17 protein-coding genes and 1 pseudogene are annotated in these 16,327 nt (G+C 46.9%); 2 read left to right on the forward strand and 16 right to left on the reverse strand.

Annotation, left to right across the window (positions count from 1 at the left end; translation table 11 throughout):
* Positions 1–231: 231 nt before the first annotated feature.
* The 15 genes and pseudogenes from ACQKKO_RS01495 to ACQKKO_RS01565 all read right to left on the reverse strand — a co-directional run bounded on the left by ACQKKO_RS01495 (position 232) and on the right by ACQKKO_RS01565 (position 13,274).
* Positions 232–1,077: an ABC transporter permease subunit gene (locus tag ACQKKO_RS01495; protein WP_498643617.1), complete on the reverse strand. Its 846-nt coding sequence runs from the start codon at positions 1,075–1,077 to the stop codon at positions 232–234.
* The gene (locus ACQKKO_RS01500) at positions 1,074–1,859 is read right to left on the reverse strand and encodes an ABC transporter permease subunit (RefSeq protein ID WP_498643619.1); all 786 of its coding nucleotides are present in this window, start codon (positions 1,857–1,859) and stop codon (positions 1,074–1,076) included. Before ACQKKO_RS01500 ends, ACQKKO_RS01495 begins: the two co-directional genes overlap by 4 nt.
* Before the next feature lie 14 nt (positions 1,860–1,873).
* Entirely contained in the window at positions 1,874–2,638 is a 765-nt protein-coding gene (phnC, locus tag ACQKKO_RS01505) for a phosphonate ABC transporter ATP-binding protein (RefSeq protein ID WP_498643621.1), read from the reverse strand.
* Between the two features lie 16 nt (positions 2,639–2,654).
* Positions 2,655–3,701, reverse strand: a complete 1,047-nt coding sequence (locus ACQKKO_RS01510) for a PhnD/SsuA/transferrin family substrate-binding protein (protein ID WP_498643623.1) — start codon at positions 3,699–3,701, stop codon at positions 2,655–2,657.
* A gap of 94 nt (positions 3,702–3,795) precedes the next feature.
* Positions 3,796–4,368 (reverse strand): hypothetical protein, encoded by a 573-nt coding sequence (locus ACQKKO_RS01515; protein WP_498643788.1) that lies wholly within the window; start codon positions 4,366–4,368, stop codon positions 3,796–3,798.
* Positions 4,369–4,452: 84 nt separating this feature from the next.
* Positions 4,453–4,641, reverse strand: a pseudogene (locus ACQKKO_RS01520) (PHP domain-containing protein); the annotation flags it as partial.
* A complete protein-coding gene (locus ACQKKO_RS01525) occupies positions 4,641–5,342 on the reverse strand; it encodes a phosphonate C-P lyase system protein PhnL (protein ID WP_498643625.1) in 702 nt (233 codons plus the stop codon). The gene ACQKKO_RS01525 and the pseudogene ACQKKO_RS01520, both read right to left, overlap by 1 nt.
* A gap of 2 nt (positions 5,343–5,344) precedes the next feature.
* Positions 5,345–6,544: a phosphonate metabolism protein PhnM gene (gene phnM, locus ACQKKO_RS01530; protein ID WP_498643627.1), complete on the reverse strand. Its 1,200-nt coding sequence runs from the start codon at positions 6,542–6,544 to the stop codon at positions 5,345–5,347.
* Between the two features lie 14 nt (positions 6,545–6,558).
* On the reverse strand, positions 6,559–7,398 hold the full coding sequence (locus ACQKKO_RS01535) for an ATP-binding cassette domain-containing protein (RefSeq protein ID WP_498643629.1): 840 nt from the start codon (positions 7,396–7,398) through the stop codon (positions 6,559–6,561).
* A complete protein-coding gene (locus tag ACQKKO_RS01540) occupies positions 7,391–8,257 on the reverse strand; it encodes an alpha-D-ribose 1-methylphosphonate 5-phosphate C-P-lyase PhnJ (RefSeq protein ID WP_498643631.1) in 867 nt (288 codons plus the stop codon). Before ACQKKO_RS01540 ends, ACQKKO_RS01535 begins: the two co-directional genes overlap by 8 nt.
* Positions 8,254–9,327 carry a carbon-phosphorus lyase complex subunit PhnI gene (locus tag ACQKKO_RS01545; protein WP_498643633.1) on the reverse strand — a complete coding sequence of 358 codons (1,074 nt, stop codon included), beginning with the start codon at positions 9,325–9,327 and terminating at the stop codon, positions 8,254–8,256. Before ACQKKO_RS01545 ends, ACQKKO_RS01540 begins: the two co-directional genes overlap by 4 nt.
* Entirely contained in the window at positions 9,328–9,888 is a 561-nt protein-coding gene (gene phnH / locus ACQKKO_RS01550) for a phosphonate C-P lyase system protein PhnH (protein ID WP_498643635.1), read from the reverse strand.
* A 15-nt stretch (positions 9,889–9,903) separates the two neighbouring features.
* Positions 9,904–10,326, reverse strand: coding sequence for a phosphonate C-P lyase system protein PhnG (gene phnG / locus ACQKKO_RS01555; protein WP_498643637.1), 423 nt, complete (start codon positions 10,324–10,326; stop codon positions 9,904–9,906).
* Between the two features lie 498 nt (positions 10,327–10,824).
* Positions 10,825–11,493, reverse strand: coding sequence for a GntR family transcriptional regulator (locus tag ACQKKO_RS01560; protein ID WP_498643639.1), 669 nt, complete (start codon positions 11,491–11,493; stop codon positions 10,825–10,827).
* 74 nt (positions 11,494–11,567) lie between these two features.
* Entirely contained in the window at positions 11,568–13,274 is a 1,707-nt protein-coding gene (locus tag ACQKKO_RS01565; RefSeq protein WP_498643641.1) for a TcaA second domain-containing protein, read from the reverse strand.
* A 477-nt stretch (positions 13,275–13,751) separates the two neighbouring features.
* Here ACQKKO_RS01565 and ACQKKO_RS01570 point away from each other — a divergent pair, with 477 nt between their 5' ends.
* Together ACQKKO_RS01570 and ACQKKO_RS01575 are read left to right on the forward strand one after the other, a co-directional pair.
* Positions 13,752–14,042 carry a transposase gene (locus ACQKKO_RS01570; protein ID WP_498643643.1) on the forward strand — a complete coding sequence of 97 codons (291 nt, stop codon included), beginning with the start codon at positions 13,752–13,754 and terminating at the stop codon, positions 14,040–14,042.
* 49 nt (positions 14,043–14,091) lie between these two features.
* Positions 14,092–14,928 (forward strand): IS3 family transposase, encoded by an 837-nt coding sequence (locus ACQKKO_RS01575; protein ID WP_498643645.1) that lies wholly within the window; start codon positions 14,092–14,094, stop codon positions 14,926–14,928.
* A 794-nt stretch (positions 14,929–15,722) separates the two neighbouring features.
* Here ACQKKO_RS01575 and ACQKKO_RS01580 read toward each other — a convergent pair.
* Positions 15,723–16,322 carry a class D sortase gene (locus tag ACQKKO_RS01580; protein ID WP_498643647.1) on the reverse strand — a complete coding sequence of 200 codons (600 nt, stop codon included), beginning with the start codon at positions 16,320–16,322 and terminating at the stop codon, positions 15,723–15,725.
* Positions 16,323–16,327 lie beyond the last annotated feature (5 nt).

The following is a 16,327-nucleotide window of genomic DNA, read 5'->3' on the forward strand; positions in this document are numbered from 1 at the left end:
TTTTTTGAGCACAGGACCCGGAATTTTGAGCATTTCAGCTTTTTTTGAATGTAAAATCGTTCTCCCCATCTCTTTCCCGCGCACTTCCCTCCGCACTCGCGCACCCGGACCCTATTCCCGCGTATTCCACATCTTGCTCCCACCCACAAAACCCAAAAAAACCCCGCACCAGCGGGGTCTCCTTTCCATCTTTATCTCCTTCTTCATCTTTGCCCATCTTCAACTCATCCCTCAACTCACCTTCGTCGGAAAATACCTCCGCTTCAGCCTCGTTGACGTGAGCTCCAACAACACAGCCACGATCAGTATCGCGTAAGTAATAAACCCGACTTCCCTCAAATCAAAGTAAAACCCTGATGCCATAAAGAGCTCGAACCCGATTCCGCCGGCTCCGGCTGCGGCGCCCATGGCGACGGCGACGCCGAAGTTGATTTCGAAGCGGAGGAAGGTCCATGAGAGCAGGTAGGTGAAGGTCTGCGGCAGGACGGCGTGGGTAACGGTTTGCCACCAGCCGGCGCCGGTTGCGCGCAGGGCTTCGATCATGCCTTTGTCTGCTTCTTCAAAGGATTCGGAGAACACTTTGACGAGGTAGGCAACGGAGTGGAAGAGCATTCCGAGTATGGCCGCGGCGCTTCCAAGGCCTGCGGCGATCGCGAATATGAGCACCCAGAGTACGGTGGGCACGGCGCGGATGAAGGCGACGAACACTTTGATGAGCTGGGCGACCCATTTTACAGAGAGGTTGTCGGCTGACCAGAGTGCGAGAAACAGCGCGATAAAGGCTCCGATAACGGTCGAGAGCAAGGCCAAGGCGAGTGTTTGCACAACTTGATAGGCAGCGTGTCCCCAGCCGAAGTGACTCAGGCCTGGCTGGAGAAACATCGTTTGCAGGTTGCTCGCTGTTTCGGTGACCGCACGGACCAGCTCGAACCCTCGGTAGTCAAAAAAGAAGAATGCGAGAATCGTCAAAAGTCCCAGTACACCGATCGTCCACTGCAAGACGCGGTCGACTTTGTTTCCAATTTTGATATTAATTTTGCCAGCACGTGTGCGTTTAATATGTTCGGAGGCGATCATAGTATCACCTTCCTAACTTTATTCGATGTGAGTTCGATACAGATAACGGTAATAATGATTAGCATCGTAATTAAGGTTACAGTTTGATAGTCGAGCATCTTGTAATAGAGATCAAATGAATAGCCGATACCGGTTCCAGTCAGTAAGCCGACCAGTGTGGCGCTGCGGATGTTGGTTTCGATCATAAACAGAATCCAGCTAACCATCTGCGGTAGTGTTTGTGGCATCACAGCTTTGCCAACCACCTGGAAGTAGGTTGCCCCTGTCGCAGTCAGTGCTTCATACGCACTGAGTCCGGCCTCATCTATCACCTCGATAAAGGCACGTGTCAAAAGGCCAACCGTTCCGATAAAAAGAGCGAGAAACCCTGTGATCGAATTTTGACCAAATGATAGTAAAAGAATGAGTGCCCATGCGACCACTGGGATGTTCCTTGCAACCGAGGCAACAAAGCGAGCGAAGCCGCTTAACAAACTGTTGCTTGAGGTTGTATTGGATCCGGCAATTCCTAGAAAAAAAGCGACCACGGCCGCGATCGTTGTAGCCGCAATCGACATGAGGATCGTCTCGATTAAGCGATCAAGGATGCCCGGCAAGCGCTCGAGTGTTTCAGTAGTGATCCAGAGATTTTCAATAATCCACATAAAAGCTGCGGGGATGGTCGTAAACCCTTCAATGAAATTAAAGGCGGTGAGATGAGCGGAAAGCCATGTGATCCCGATAATGATCAGGAAGAACGTAAGGCTTTTCCACTTCCGCCGTTTAAATTGTTGCTCATTCACCAACACACACATCCTTACCCTGTGATTAACTCTTTTGTATCCATCCCGTACACATCACTAATGAAGCTTTGCGTGAGCTGGATAGGCGATCCTTCAAACACCAGTTTTCCACTGTTTAAGCCAATGACCCGGTCTGAGTAGCTTTGCGCCACATCAACCTGATGCAGATTGACGATACATGTGATGCCCATTTCCTCAGTAATGAGTTTTAAGTAATCCATAATCACTTTAGAGGAATGAGGGTCTAAGGAAGCAATTGGCTCATCACATAGAATGAGCTTTGGATTTTGAACAAGTGCACGGCAGATTCCAACTCGCTGCTGCTGTCCGCCACTTAGTTGATCACAACGCTTATACGCGTGCTCCTCAATGCCAAGCTTTTGCAGCAAATAAAAGGCGCGCTCTTTTTCTTCCTCGGTGAAAATGCCGAGCACTCCTTTTAGCGTAGACTTGTAGCCAAAACGTCCGTGAAGAACATTTTCAATGACTGTCAGTCTCGGAACCAAATTATAGTGCTGGAACACCATACCGATGTCCGTTCTTGTTTTGCGCAGCTCTTTCCGATTAAGTGAGCGAATGTCTTTTGAATCAAAGGTAATGTCGCCTGCGTCCGCTTCTATTAAACGGTTTAGGCAGCGGAGAAGTGTAGATTTCCCCGCGCCAGAAGGTCCAATCACAGAGAGAAACTCTCCCGCTTTTGCCTGAAATTGAATATCGTCTAAGACAGTTATATTAGCTTGGTAAGATTTACGAAGTCCTTGTACATCTAAGAGAACCACTGATTGTCACTCCCTTTTACTTGTTTGATAACTCGCGAATCGGATTAAACCAGTCATCCTCAACAGGAAGAAAGCGTTCGTTTTCTGATTTGAAGAAGAGTGCAGATTCCTCAGAGTCTTCCGGAACAAAGATTTCTTCGTTGTCCGCTACTTCGTCCGTTGCAAAGAACTCTTGTAGCTTGTTAAACGTTTCTTCTCCAAGCATGTCGATGTTTGCTACAAATGGTGCATTAAGAACTGGAGTCACACTGATTAAAACAAATTCACTACCTGCTACTGTGTTAAATGGCTCAGCTGCATCGTCCTTAACTTTGTAAACAGACCCTGGGCGATTCTCTTCCCCTTCAACAAGCTCTACATAGTTCTCTACACACGTATCACAGAACGCCGCAACGTCAGCACTGTCATTTAATAGATTCACAGCAGACCCTTGGTGAGAGTTTCCAAAAAGAACTTGAGAGAACAACGCTCCACCCTCCATAAGGTCTTCTTCACTTAAATCTTTGTCTTCAAATTGAGCCATGATTCCTGATGCCGGCACCTTGAATCCTGAAGTGGAACTGTTTGATACGAAAGACATCGTTTTATCTTCAAGCTCATCTAGGTTATAGTCTTCTCCGTCTTTCCATGCATCTTCATCATCTACATTGACAGCCAACCAGCTGTAATAAACCGCATCATCGATTGTTCCAGATGAACCAGATTGAACCACAAGTGGTTGAATGGAATCACTGCGATCATTGGCTTCTATGTATCCTTGTGCGCCCATGAAAGCCATTTCTGCGTTATCGTTAACAAGGGTCTCAATGGCAATGGCATAGTCCGTTGTTAGTTGGTGATTTACTTCACGTCCTGTTGCTTCTTCAATAATCGCGCCAATGGCGTCGCGAGATGAAGTCATGTCTTGTCCAGATTCATTTGGGTACCAAACAAAGTTAATCGGATCATTATTGTCTGTACTTGCTTCTGCTGATGTGCCGCCTCCTTCATCTCCATCCGAACAAGCTACAAGTCCTGCTGTTAACATTGCAACTGCTACTAAACCAAATCTCTTTCTAAACACGTTTCATCCACCCTTCGATCAATCTTTTATTGGTCATGCTATTTGCCACTTCATTTAACCATAATTTTCTTTGATCGATCGAAAATTTACTCAATTACCAATATTCTTTCATCTTCCGTTTACAAAATTGAAGAAATGTGTCATCGTTCGACAAATCGGATGCCTCACTTCCAATGGTAACGGGTGTGCCAAAGGAGCCGTGATAGTCTGAGCCTCCGGTTAAAAGTAGATCGTAGGTACGTGCAAGCTGGTCAATCCGTTCATGATCTGATGAGTCGTGGTCAGGGTGATTTCGTTCCACTCCGTCAAGTCCTGCTTCCAGAAGCTCTGGAATCAGGTCATAGGAATCAAGCTGACCGGGGTGGGCGACAATCGCTATTCCGCCGTCTACTTTAATGGCACGAACTGCATCAAAGGCATCGACGTAGAGGATGTCACCAGCTGCGGGACCATCTCCTTTAAAAAGGTAGCGGTAGAGAGTTTGGTAGGCGGAGGAAGAAACTGGGGCGTCTGTGAGGTGAGCCATGATGTGCTGCTTGTAGATGGTTTCGCTTGGAAGAGCTAGGCGCGCAACCTGCTTGTGATCAATAGAGTAACCCGCCTCGGCAATTCGCTCCATTTGCCACAGTGAATGGGCATGGCGACGGGCTAATAGTGGCTGGCACAAGGCCCCGATAGCAGGTGCCGACGCGCTGAACGCATAGCCCAGCACGTGTACTTTCCGGTTCCGTGTAAAGTCATAAGCCGAGATCTCTATGCCCGGTATCACTTTAATCCCTGCCCTCTGACCTTGCTCAAGCTTCTCCCCAACTCCAGCAACCGTGTCGTGGTCGACAAAGCTCAGGTGGGTGATTCCTTGCTGTCGTGCCTGATTCAGTACTTCCTCTACAGAACCCTGACCATCCGAATAGTGACTATGGACATGGAGATCTGCCTTCATCACAGCACCCCCACTCTTTCGCTCATGTCAAAGACGCGATCACACAAGCCGTCCATAAATTCAAGATCATGAAAAATACCGATCAAGGTCGTTCCGCCAAGCTTCAGCTTTTGAAGTAGCTCACGCACTCGTGCCTTTGACGCTTCGTCCAAGCTTGCTGTCGGTTCATCAAGCAGTAGCAGTCTCGGCTTTTTCACCGATGCAATCGCAATGTTCAACCGCAGCTTTTCGCCACCAGAAAACGTATTTGGGTAGGTATGCCAAAGTGTCTCATCCAGTTCAAAATGGCGGAGTACCGATGCTGCTTCCTCCGCTGCCACTTCAGCCGTTTCATCCATTTCAAGCAAAGACTGCTGCACGAGCTCAAGCGAGGTCGTCCGCGGCATCACAGATAGGAATTGTGACACATAGCCAATTTCATGCTTACGTAAATAAATGATCTCCTGTTCGGTCGCTTGGCTTAAGTCCAGGAGCCCAAACGCCTCTGAATCAAACCAAATCTCGCCTTCATCCGGCAAATAGGTACGGTACAGACTTTTTAAAATCGTTGACTTCCCACTGCCAGATTTGCCGGTGATACCAAGGAACTCGCCTTTTTCTACAGAAAAATGAATTCCATGAACCGCTTGTATCGTCTGCTTTAAATGCGAGATGCCAAATGTTTTTCCGAATCCTTCAACACGTAAAAGGGGTGTCGTCATACTCACACCTCACTCATCGTTGTACGTGGGTTGTAATACGTTTGCGACGTCACTTGCCCCCGGACGATGGCGGTTGTAACGGTTGGATGACCGTCCGCCAATTTTTCAATAACGAGTAGATCGGCTTTTAGACCGGGCTTAATGGTGCCAATCTCATGCTCTATTCCAACAGCCTTTGCTGGATTCCTCGTTACCAAATGGAATGCCTTATGAAGCTCTACCCCATATTGTTCATGTAACGCAAACACCGCATGAAGCAGGGCAGACGGGTAGTAATCACTACAAAGGATATCCGCACATCCTTCTTGAATCGCAGTCGCAGCCGAGAGATTACCAGAATGCGAGCCACCAAGCAGAATGTTTGGTGCTCCAACGATGACTTGAAGGTCACACTCCTTCGCCTTCTTCGCGACATCTAGCGTAATCGGGAACTCACTAATCGTGGTGCCAATTTCCTTTACGAGGTCAATTTTTTGCACATCGTCATCATCGTGAGAGGCCACACGAATATCATGCTTTTGGGCAAACTCCGACACTTCTTTTAGTCGCTCAAGCGTCAGCACCGGCGTCTGCATACGCTCCTCTACGATTGTATGAACCTCTTCATCTGTAAGATCGCGGTATCCTTTTAATGTATCGCGGTACACCTCAAGATCTCGGTACTGCCCCTGGCCCGGGGTGTGATCCATAAAGGAAAGCAAGTGAACCTTCCCGTCCCGGATATTCCGCTTTAAACGATCTACTTCATCCAGATTATCAATCTCAAAACGCGCATGAAGACGGTGGTGAATCAACGTTTCTCGCTCATGAGTCTGGTGAATGGCGTCAATTAAGCGTTGAACATTTTCTGGATATCGCATTGGTTTATGTGTGAATACATCCTCACGATACAAGGAAAGGGAGTGATACATCGTTGTGATCCCATTCCCGATTAAAATTCGCTCCGCTTCTCGTAAGCTCATATGAACATCCATCATGCTTGTTGGACGTGGGGACACAATCGACTCAATGTAATCTGAATGAATGTCGATAAAACCAGGCGTAATGTAGCCACCTTGCGCATCAATCCACTCATCAGTTGGGTCATGAACAAGCTCTGACGCAGGGATCAAATCCAGAATCTCATCTCCATTTATCAACACCGCAAATCCTTCAAGAATCGTTTCCTCTAGCACTAGCTTTCCGTTATGAATCACAAGCATATCGCTGCCCCCTTTTATAGCATGGAATACACAAGCTGCTGGGTATACGCATCCTGTGGATCCTCTAGAATTTGGTCTGTTAAGCCCTGCTCAATCACTTTTCCGTTAAGCATGACAAGCGTCCGGTCCGCAAGCATACGGATCACCGCCAAGTCATGTGACACCACCAACATACTGATTCCAAGCTCTCTCTGGATCGTTTTAATAAGATCAAGCACCTTCGCTTGAACCGACAAATCAAGCCCAGTCGTTACCTCATCTAAAAAGAGAATTGGCGGATGATTGGAAAGTGCCTTCGCAATTTGGACGCGCTGCTGCATTCCACCAGAAAAATGCTTCGGTGCTTCTTTCTTTCTGAACAACGGAATCTGCACATGTTCAAGCAGCTCCTCCGCTCTCGCCTCCATCATGCCTACGTTTCGTCCTCCAGCCGCGATTAACTTTTCTGCAATATTGCCAATCGCTGAATAGTTCATATTGAGTCCGCGAATAGGGTTCTGATATACCATGCCAAGAAGGTGGTTACGTATATAGCGTTTTTGTTGGTTTGAAATTGTTAAGCTGTTCATCTGTTCGAAGCCCTCGCGATGTATCAGCATCGCACCTGAGCTTGCCTCTTCATCAAAATAAAGGCACTGCATCAGCGTTGACTTCCCACTTCCACTTTCCCCAACTATCCCTAAAATCTCACCAGGATAAAGGTCAAACGAAAGATCCTGACATGCGTACACCGTGCCACAGTTAGAACAATAGTTTTTCTCAAGTACACGCGTAGATGAATCAAAGCAAGACGTACATCCCGCGCCAAATTGTTTATTCAGCCCTTGGACTTGTAAAATGGGTTGACTATGCATGCCCCACCTCTCCTTTTTGCGAGGTCTGCGCATTTAATTGCTCCATGCAATAGCTTGTATCGTTGCACTGATACTCGGTCACACCCGTCACCTCATTATGGATTTCATCTAAAAAGACGTCGTCTGCGCCACAGAGCTTGCAGCACTTTCCTTCAAACGATTCTGTTGTAAAAGGGTAATCCTCAAACGCCAGTGAACGGACCTCAGTATATGGTGGCACCGCATAGATTTTTTTCTCGCGACCTGCCCCAAATAAAATAAGTGCTTCCGATTGATGCAACTTTGCATTATCAAAGCGTGGGATTGGGCTTGGTGCCATCACATAGCGATTGTGCACAAACACCGGATGATCCGCACCCGTCGCTGTTCGACCATATTTCATCACCTGCTCAAACAATTGAAGCCAAGCACCGCTGTAGTCCTCTTCCGAATGAAGTATTCTCGTTTTCGCCTCACTCGCCTCCACATCCCGGAGCGGCTCAGGTGTTGGCACCTGTAACACAAGCAGTTGATCCGCTGTGAGTGGCACCTCGGGAACGCGGTGCCTTGACTGAATAAGTGTCGCTTCGACCGTCGCATCCGTGACCTCTACGCCCGTTGTTTGCTGCACAAGCCTTTTAATACTGACCGCGTTCACCGATTCATCCGATCCTTGATCGATTACCTTGAGGCGGTCGCTTTTACCGATCAGTGACAGCGTAATCTGCAGTCCACCTGTACCCCAGCCCCGCGCGATCGGCATTTCTCGCGATGAAAATGGCACCTGATATCCAGGAATCGCCACCGCTTTGAGTAACGCCCGTCTAATTTCCTTTTTCGATCCTTCATCAAAAAACGCAAAATGATGCTCTGTGCTCATGATTGCTCCTGCTCCTTTCGTAACGCGCGGGCACGATCCAGTTTGGATTGGAAGGTGACGTAATGCGGCAGTTTTAAATGAGAGATAAAGCCCGAAGCCTCAACTGAGTCAATATGTAAAAGCACAAACTCCTCATCATGCGTTGGAAACGAAGCTTCAGGATGGTCGAGACACTGATCTAAGATGCTCATCGCAATCGCCTTTGTCTCGTTTTGTCCGTAACACAATCCGTACCCAATCTCAAAATCGAGCGTATCCCCCGACGCGGTTGGCACAAATGACTCTACCTCCGTCACCTCAACCTCTCCGATATAGTACGGATCGTCTGGTTGATGCGGATGCGCAATCGTAAGCGGAACCTGGCCAACACGCACCTCTCCCACCGTTGGATGCACTTGCCCGTATCCTCTAAGCGACGCGTACCCAAGCGAGGTAACCGCTCCGGTCTGTCCTCTAGTCAGCGTTTGTAGTCTCGCACTACGTGGAGCCGGAAAGGGTAAGCTTTGTTTTGTAATGTCAAAAGGTGCGGAGTTGTCATCTTGGTAGGTTGGGAATAGCCCCTGCTCCCTCAGGTAATCCACCACTTTAGGGTAGGTCCGTGCGTTTGCAGGCTTAGGTTGGGTTTGCTGAAACTGTTTGATTTTTTCTAGGATGTCCTCGTTTGTTTCCGTTTGAAGCTCGGGGTCGAGAAGCCGATGCGTGTAATCCGTGGTAGCTCCAAGAATTTGTCCGCCCGGGATGTCTTTAAAGCTCGCCGAAATCCGCCGCGACACGCGCATCTGGCTTGTCTCAATCGTCTCCGTATAGTGGAGCCGAGGGAGAGTCGAGCGGTGTGCTCTCAGGATAAAAACTGCCTCCTCCATGCTGCCCTCCGCCTGCTTAATCGCAAGCGACGCAAGCTCTGGCGCATACAGGCTGCTCTCAGACATCACCTGATCGACCAGCGCCTTCATTGTGGAGAGAATTGTCTCAACTTCAAGCAGCTGCCCGCCTTTTATTCGGTTGTAGTGTAGCTGGTTGATTGATGCCTCAATTGCGTTAGTACCGCCTTTTACCGCAACATAGCCCATTTACAAAACCTCCTCCATGAGAGTCGTCCGCGGAATAGCCGCAATCTGCCCGGTTGGATCAGTAATGATCAAGTCGATGCCGAGTGGATATTCCTGATTTTTAGCCTGGCGGATTTGGTGAAGTTCGGGTGGGAAGTGAAATGTAAGCTCTGTTGTGGTCTGGATCCCCGGTCCCGTTAACCGCCATGTTGTTCCTTCTGTGATGTGTGGCGTTTGAAAAATGATTGTGGCTGATTGGTGCGGATCGATGAGTGTGCCATTTTTCGACTCAGTTAGTGCCTCTTGAATCTGGTGTGGCGGGGTTGCGGCTGAAATGAATAGAAAGTCCGCATTACTTGGATCCACTTGTTGCGCCAGCGTCTGGAGCGCAACCGTTTGTTGGAGTTGCTCGTCGAAGCCCGGGAGCATGTGATAGCTTACCTCCCGATCTAAAAGCGTGTGTGCCAGCAGTACGATTGCATCCAGTGTGTCGTGTAAGCGGCTGATTTTCCCCGGACGCGCCATCGCATCCAGCACCGTCCGAAATGCTTGTTGCGTATCATGTACCATATCCACCTGCATCTATGTACGCCTCCTCTATGTACTCATCGTGTCAAAGGACACCTTTGTTTTCAGTAACTGTGCGTGCTCGAGGTTTCGTTTTTCCTGAAGATTAGCAGCTTCCTCATGTAGACGTTGCACCCAGACAGTGATTTCCGGAAGCTCGGCCACAAACGCCGCGTCGATGATTGCCAGGTCGCGTGCCCGTGTTGGTTCCGCTCCTTTAATGAGGCCGATGCCAACACTGCCGTTAATCTCTACCATTGCCTCCGTGATCAGCACCTCCCCCATGTAAAACAGCGAGTTCTTCGCCGACTCCCGCATCTTCATCATTGCGAGCCCCTGCCTCGGAGCCAGCAGCTCAATGACCTCGTGCGCATGAATAATTTCCTCCGCCAGCTGGTGCGCAACCTCTGGCGGCGACTCTATTAAAATTTCCGTCCGTTTTAGGCGATTCATCGCAACCCCTCCTCTACACACTCATCTTAACTTGGCGCCAAGTGGCTGTGTTTTAAGAGGATTTGAAGGTTTTGTAAATGGGGATTTACATGGGGAGTGGAGGGGATGGGCTCCATCGTATAGATCTCGAACCCTATCACATCAATCCTTCCTCCATCGCATGGATCTCGGACTCTATCACATCAATCCTTTCTCCATCGCATGGATCTCGGACTCTATCACATCGATCCTTCCTCCATCGCATGGATCTCGGACTCTATCACATCGATCCTTCCTCCATCGCATGGATCTCGGGCTCTATCACATCGATCCTTCCTCCATCACATGGATCTCGGACTCTATCACATCGATCCTTTCTCCATCGCATGGATCTCGGGCTCTATCACATCGATCCTTCCTCCATCACATGGATCTCGGGCTCTATCACATCGATCCTTCCTCTACCCCATCCCCAAACAAAAAAAGCGACCACCTCAATTCCAGGTGGTCGCTGCTCGATCAATGCTCCAATACATATGTAAATTTATCTCCGCGGTACAATATTTCCGTCGTCTCCAACAATTCTCCGGTCCTCGCGTCCATCGTACTGCCCGAAAGTTTTATTAATGGAACAATGGCTGAGCAGTTCAGTCGCTCCTGCTCAACGGTTGATGGAAACTGGACACTGAGCAGCGACTTTCCATTGGAATAATGAGTGTACCCACATGCCGCATAATATGCAAAAACAGATGTAATCCGCGGGCCCTCTGACTCAATCCTCGGAAACAGTTCTCTGTTTATAAATGAGGTGTGTATGGCAATCGGCTCCCCGTCCAGCACTCGTAGGCGTGAGATTTTAAAGACATCATCCGCCGCCTCCGTCTCAAATACTTCCGTCCTCAAATCGTACCCGGCCGCGAGCATCTTCTCGGTAAAACTTTCACTCGCAGACATGTGCAGCTTCACTTGTTTTGAGGCTTCTTTAACAAAACGTCCTTTACCTTTTACCGAGATAACATATCCTCTACTCACTAACTGCTCGTAAGCCTTTCGCACGGTTAATCGGGGGACCCCGAATTGCTGGACCAGCTCATGCTCAGACGGCATTTGTCCTCCTGGTTTGATGTCTCCGCTCTCAATCATCACCAGCAACTCATCATACATTCTCGACTCACTTTTTCCATGCATTCGCGTCCCCTCCTCTTACGTCTATTATACCTAAAAAAAGCAACACCCCTACCAAAATAGAGGTGTTGCTTCTATTAATCTACTTCATTTGTTTCGATCAGCTCTGAGATTTTCCAGCTTTCATCCTCTTCGTCATAGACTACTTTATATGAGGCTTCGAACGTTCTCTTTGTGTAGTCTCCATCCTTTGGACGAATTTCGTATTCTTCTTTTGTGTCAACCGTGTAGGAATCATCGTCGTTTAACGTAACATTGGTTGCTTCTGCTCCGGCAAACCGCTGCCTAATTCCGCGATCAAAGACATCCTTCATATAGGCATCAACTTCTTCTTGATAATCAGAAGTTACTTCGTTTTCAACTACGGAGGCCGATCCATTATTAATGCCATTTACATAATTTCGAACAAAACTTGAAACAAGTCGATCCGCGTCCCCGTCTGTTAGTCTGATCTTCACTCCTTCTTCAATCGACGCTTCTGTAGAAGACTCTTCATCCTGCTCATCCCGATCAAATCCAGTTGACTCAGTCGGTTTAACAGCCTCGTACTGATTCTCTCTTGACTCAACGATCCACTCGCCTTCCTCATATTTCAGCTCATAGATAGATGAATGATCCACTTCTTCAAGAATAGGATCGTCTCCCTCCTCGTACTCAGTTTCCTCCCATTTTTCATAGGCAGGTACACGCACATTCCAGCCATGATGGGTTTTCTCCAGAGTTGTGCGATCCCAATTAAACCCGGCTTCTAGCAAATACCCCGCATAAAATTTATCATTTCCCCAAATGGATGTATCTTCAAAATTTGATCCAATGCTCGACTTGATTGAATCAGATGCATACGTTAACTTCCCAATATCTTTCTCCTGTTTCGCTACACGCCGACTTAACAAATAGTCATGCATTACACTCTCTATTTGCTCCTTCAACTCTTCGTTTGGAGTAAAGCTAGACGTGAGCTCTATACCATCAATGGAAGCTACCTCACTTTGAAGCGTACCAAACTCTTCAGTATCCGCCTCGATGTAATAATTCAGACTACCATCCGTTAAAATCGGACCGAATTCAAACGGCGTACTTGTGACAGGCAGAGCCTCTTCACTCCCATCCACATGTAAGGTCGTTCCCTCAAGCAAGTCTTCCACGTCAAGGGAGACCGTATTGAGGTCAAACTGTAGATTCGTAGAAGAGGAGTTATACAAATTAATGGTCTCTTCTTGCTCATTCGCGCCAAACTCGTTTTCCACTGCACCCTTCACTTGATAGTTCGCAGGCAAATAGTCTCCAAGATACATAGAGCTATCGCTTTCCTCCGGTTCAACCGGCTCCTCATTTAACTGAAGAGTCACATCACTCACGTTTGAGCTTACCGTTAACGGCTGTGCCTCCAACACAAACTCGTAGTTATCAAAGAACAACCACTTCTTTCCGTTTTGTTGAAATGAAACAGGGAACGATTCATACCTCCCCTCATAATAAGACACCGCGCGCGCACTATCCATCACATCGGACTCAGCAATCCACTTCTGAATTAGCTCCCCATGAGCCTCACTTGAATTGTCTAGCACTTCAAAAAAAGCTTCCACATGCTCATCATCTACATCCTGATCCGGATGGTTTGAAACCAACTGCTTCTTTACCGCAACCGTGTCTCGTTCCTCAACCGCCTCAAGAAAGGAATCGAGCACATTCTCCTTATCTGCAGCAGCCTGTCCAGTAAAGAAAAGAATGCCTCCAAGAATTACCCCGCTCCCCCCAATGACGTACCACTTCGTTCGACTCACTTTCGACCCCTTCGCCTCGCGTGTTTCCCCTCCATTAAGACTCGCCCCGCATTTCGTGCAGAAGCGTGAACTCTCACTTGTTTGCCCCTGACATTTCGGACAGATTTTCATATGGATCACTCCAGACTCACCCAGTTGATTTAAATTCCATTTTTATACCAATTAATTATACTAAATGGATTTAAACGATCAACCTCTATGACGAAAATTGGTAAATAAGTTATTGATATAGAAATGATGAGGGGTCATTCGACAAAATCTAATCAAACAAAAGTCCTTTGCTAGAGTCGGCTAAAAGTATGATAAACGCAGGGAATAAAGCTATTAGGCTTTTTGCGCGCGATTAGGATTTCTGCGCAGATCTTTGTTTTTGAGCATTCTTCCCTTTTTTGCGTACACGTGAGGTTAGTCTAAAAAGTGGACACGATAATTTAATTCTTTGTACACTAAATCTAATCTGACAAAGGACGTGTTCCGATGACGAAAAAGTATTCCCTTGATTATCGTGAGTATGTGGCGAAGCTAATTATTGAAGAAGGTAAAAAGGCGAGTGATATGGCCTATGAATTAGAGGTCCATGTGTCTTCTATTCACCGCTGGGTTCACGATTATAAGAAGAAACAGGAGAAGCCAAACTCAGGCGATTATCTGACCCCATCCGAAGTGGAAAAGTTAAAGAAACATCATGAAAAGGAAATGCTCTCTCTTCGAGAGGAGAACGAGATCTTAAAAAAGGCCATGCACATCTTCACGCAAAAGCCCAAATAAAATTTCATTTTATGGATGCTCATCAAGATGAACATTCCATTGTGAAGATGTGTTCAGTCCTTCAAGTCTCGACCAGTGGATTCTACAAGTGGAAAGCGAAGCTGCGGAGCGTGAAAAACAAAAAGCAGACCTGAAAAAGAAGATTAGTCAATCGTTCCACGCGAGCTTGGCCACGTATGGAAGTCCTCGAGTCTACCAGGATTTAATCGCATGGGGCTATGTGGTTTCGCAAAAAACGGTGGCGCGCTATATGCAAGAAATGGAAGTTAGCGCGAAGCCTAAAGCGAAGTATGTGGTCACAACGGATTCGACTCACGCTCTACATGTGTATCCCAACTTACTGAAGCGAGTGTTTCAAGCTGCGTACCCAAATGCCATATGGGTGGCCGATATTACGTATGTGCGGACATTGGAGGGCTGGCTATACGTCGCGTCGATCATGGACCTGTTTTCTCGGAAAATTGTGGGCCTCAATATGAGTACATCGATGGAAAAAGACCTTGTGTTACACGCGCTTGAGCGTGCGATAGCGACTAGACGTCCCACGGAGGGACTGATCCATCATTCTGATCGAGGGTCTCAATACTGTTCAAACGAGTACATTGAAGCACTCACTCAGGCGAAAGCCACTATAAGCATGAGCCGAAAAGGCGATCCCTATGACAATGCATGTATTGAATCGTTTCACGCGACAATAAAAAGAGAACTCATCTACCGCTTTCGATTTCAAACAAGAAATGAGGCAATGAAGGCGATCCATCATTATATTTACAGTCGATACAACGAAACGAGAAGGCATTCGACTCTGAACTATCAATCCCCGAACCAATTTGAGAGAACCTACGCCCAAAGAATCAATCATGACTCGCAAAAAACAATTAGTTAAACAAAAGAAAGTGTGTCCTGACTTTTAGACAAGCATTCATCTGTCTAAATAGAGGCAGTAAGATAGGCTTTGAGAGGAAACACTCTTACTTTTTAGTGTCCACTTTCTTGACAGAAGACCACACGCCCTTTGTTTTTGAGCATTCCTCTCTTTTGTGCGCACATACCCTCTGTTTTTGAGCATTCCTCTCTTTTTTGCGCACATACCCTTTGTTTTTGAGCATTCTCTACTTTTCTGGAAGCGCATTTTCATTTATTAACCGAATACCTTCCCTTCTCTTAAAACATTCTTCACTGTTAAACAAACGTTTATTTAGGAACTTTCCTTATTAAGTAAGCGCAACCATGGTGCTGATGCTTGGTGTCTTGTCAGACTTAGGATGCACTTTTAAGACCAGATCTCAAAATACCTTCCATTCATTGCAATGCATTCGTTATACTTTTCATGGAAGTGCCCACACAATCTTACAGATCAACTCAAAATAATCTTCGTATATCTAAATACCTAGCTTTATTGTTTTAAGGAGATGACCATTATTTTTTATTATCGTTTAACATTTGTAAATGGAAATAAATATTATTATAAATCGACTACTTACCTTGAGACCCCGCACCGAATTATAAATTTCGCAATTGAGAATGGGTTTATGTACAAAAATGATCGAACACTTATAAGAACGGCCAGACGCGTTCGTTCGGATCAAGTGACTGAGCCAGTTAAAATTATTTAACTAAAAAACGGGCACTTCCACAAAAAACCAGCCTATCTCTCCATAGGCTGGTTTCTTTTTTATCCTATACGGTTTGCGCTTCCTCAACAATCTCCACAAGCACACCCTTCACAATTAACCGCTGCTCTCCCGACAACGTGCAGGTAATCAGTGTAATTTCTGGTTCATCTGAATCATCCAGCACGTCTACTTGAGTCGGTTCTACAATTGAAATGCTGTTTACTTCATATACATACGTTTTCCCGTCTGCCGTTAGTCGAACTTCATCTCCATCACTTACGTTTGATAGTTGTCTAAAATGACGATCGCCACGATATCCGCGATGACCGGCAATGCTGAAGTTCCCGTCTTCAGGGTTTTGATTCGGATTCATCTGAGTTAAGGCGAGGGCGAGATTTTCTTCTGTTGTTTCTCCGAGCACATATTGTTCGAGCTCAATTGAAGGAATCTCAAGTGTCTTAACCTCTTTCAATTCTTCTTCTGTCCATTCTGTAGTCAGCTCTTGGCTTGAGCCATGTAGCGGATCGACTTCAAGTGAGGCAAGTGCCCCTTCAAATGCTGATACATCTTTTGTTTGTTGCCACTCATGGTAGAGAGGAATGGAGACAAACACCATTCCCACTACGATGAGGGCCAATCCGATGAGTGACTTTGCTTTTCTCAAGAGAG

The organism is Alkalihalobacillus sp. NPDC127517 (assembly GCF_050276055.1).
Lineage (GTDB): Bacteria > Bacillota > Bacilli > Bacillales > Bacillaceae_D > Alkalicoccobacillus.

Coding starts and splice junctions, on each gene's coding strand:
- ACQKKO_RS01495 (WP_498643617.1), bottom strand. CDS start 1,077: ATGATCGCCTCCGAACATATTAAACGCACACGTGCTGGCAAAATTAAT.
- ACQKKO_RS01525 (WP_498643625.1), bottom strand. CDS start 5,342: ATGACGACACCCCTTTTACGTGTTGAAGGATTCGGAAAAACATTTGGC.
- phnM (WP_498643627.1), bottom strand. CDS start 6,544: ATGCTTGTGATTCATAACGGAAAGCTAGTGCTAGAGGAAACGATTCTT.
- ACQKKO_RS01535 (WP_498643629.1), bottom strand. CDS start 7,398: ATGCATAGTCAACCCATTTTACAAGTCCAAGGGCTGAATAAACAATTT.
- ACQKKO_RS01540 (WP_498643631.1), bottom strand. CDS start 8,257: ATGAGCACAGAGCATCATTTTGCGTTTTTTGATGAAGGATCGAAAAAG.
- ACQKKO_RS01545 (WP_498643633.1), bottom strand. CDS start 9,327: ATGGGCTATGTTGCGGTAAAAGGCGGTACTAACGCAATTGAGGCATCA.
- phnH (WP_498643635.1), bottom strand. CDS start 9,888: ATGCAGGTGGATATGGTACATGATACGCAACAAGCATTTCGGACGGTG.
- phnG (WP_498643637.1), bottom strand. CDS start 10,326: ATGAATCGCCTAAAACGGACGGAAATTTTAATAGAGTCGCCGCCAGAG.
- ACQKKO_RS01560 (WP_498643639.1), bottom strand. CDS start 11,493: ATGCATGGAAAAAGTGAGTCGAGAATGTATGATGAGTTGCTGGTGATG.
- ACQKKO_RS01570 (WP_498643643.1), top strand. CDS start 13,752: ATGACGAAAAAGTATTCCCTTGATTATCGTGAGTATGTGGCGAAGCTA.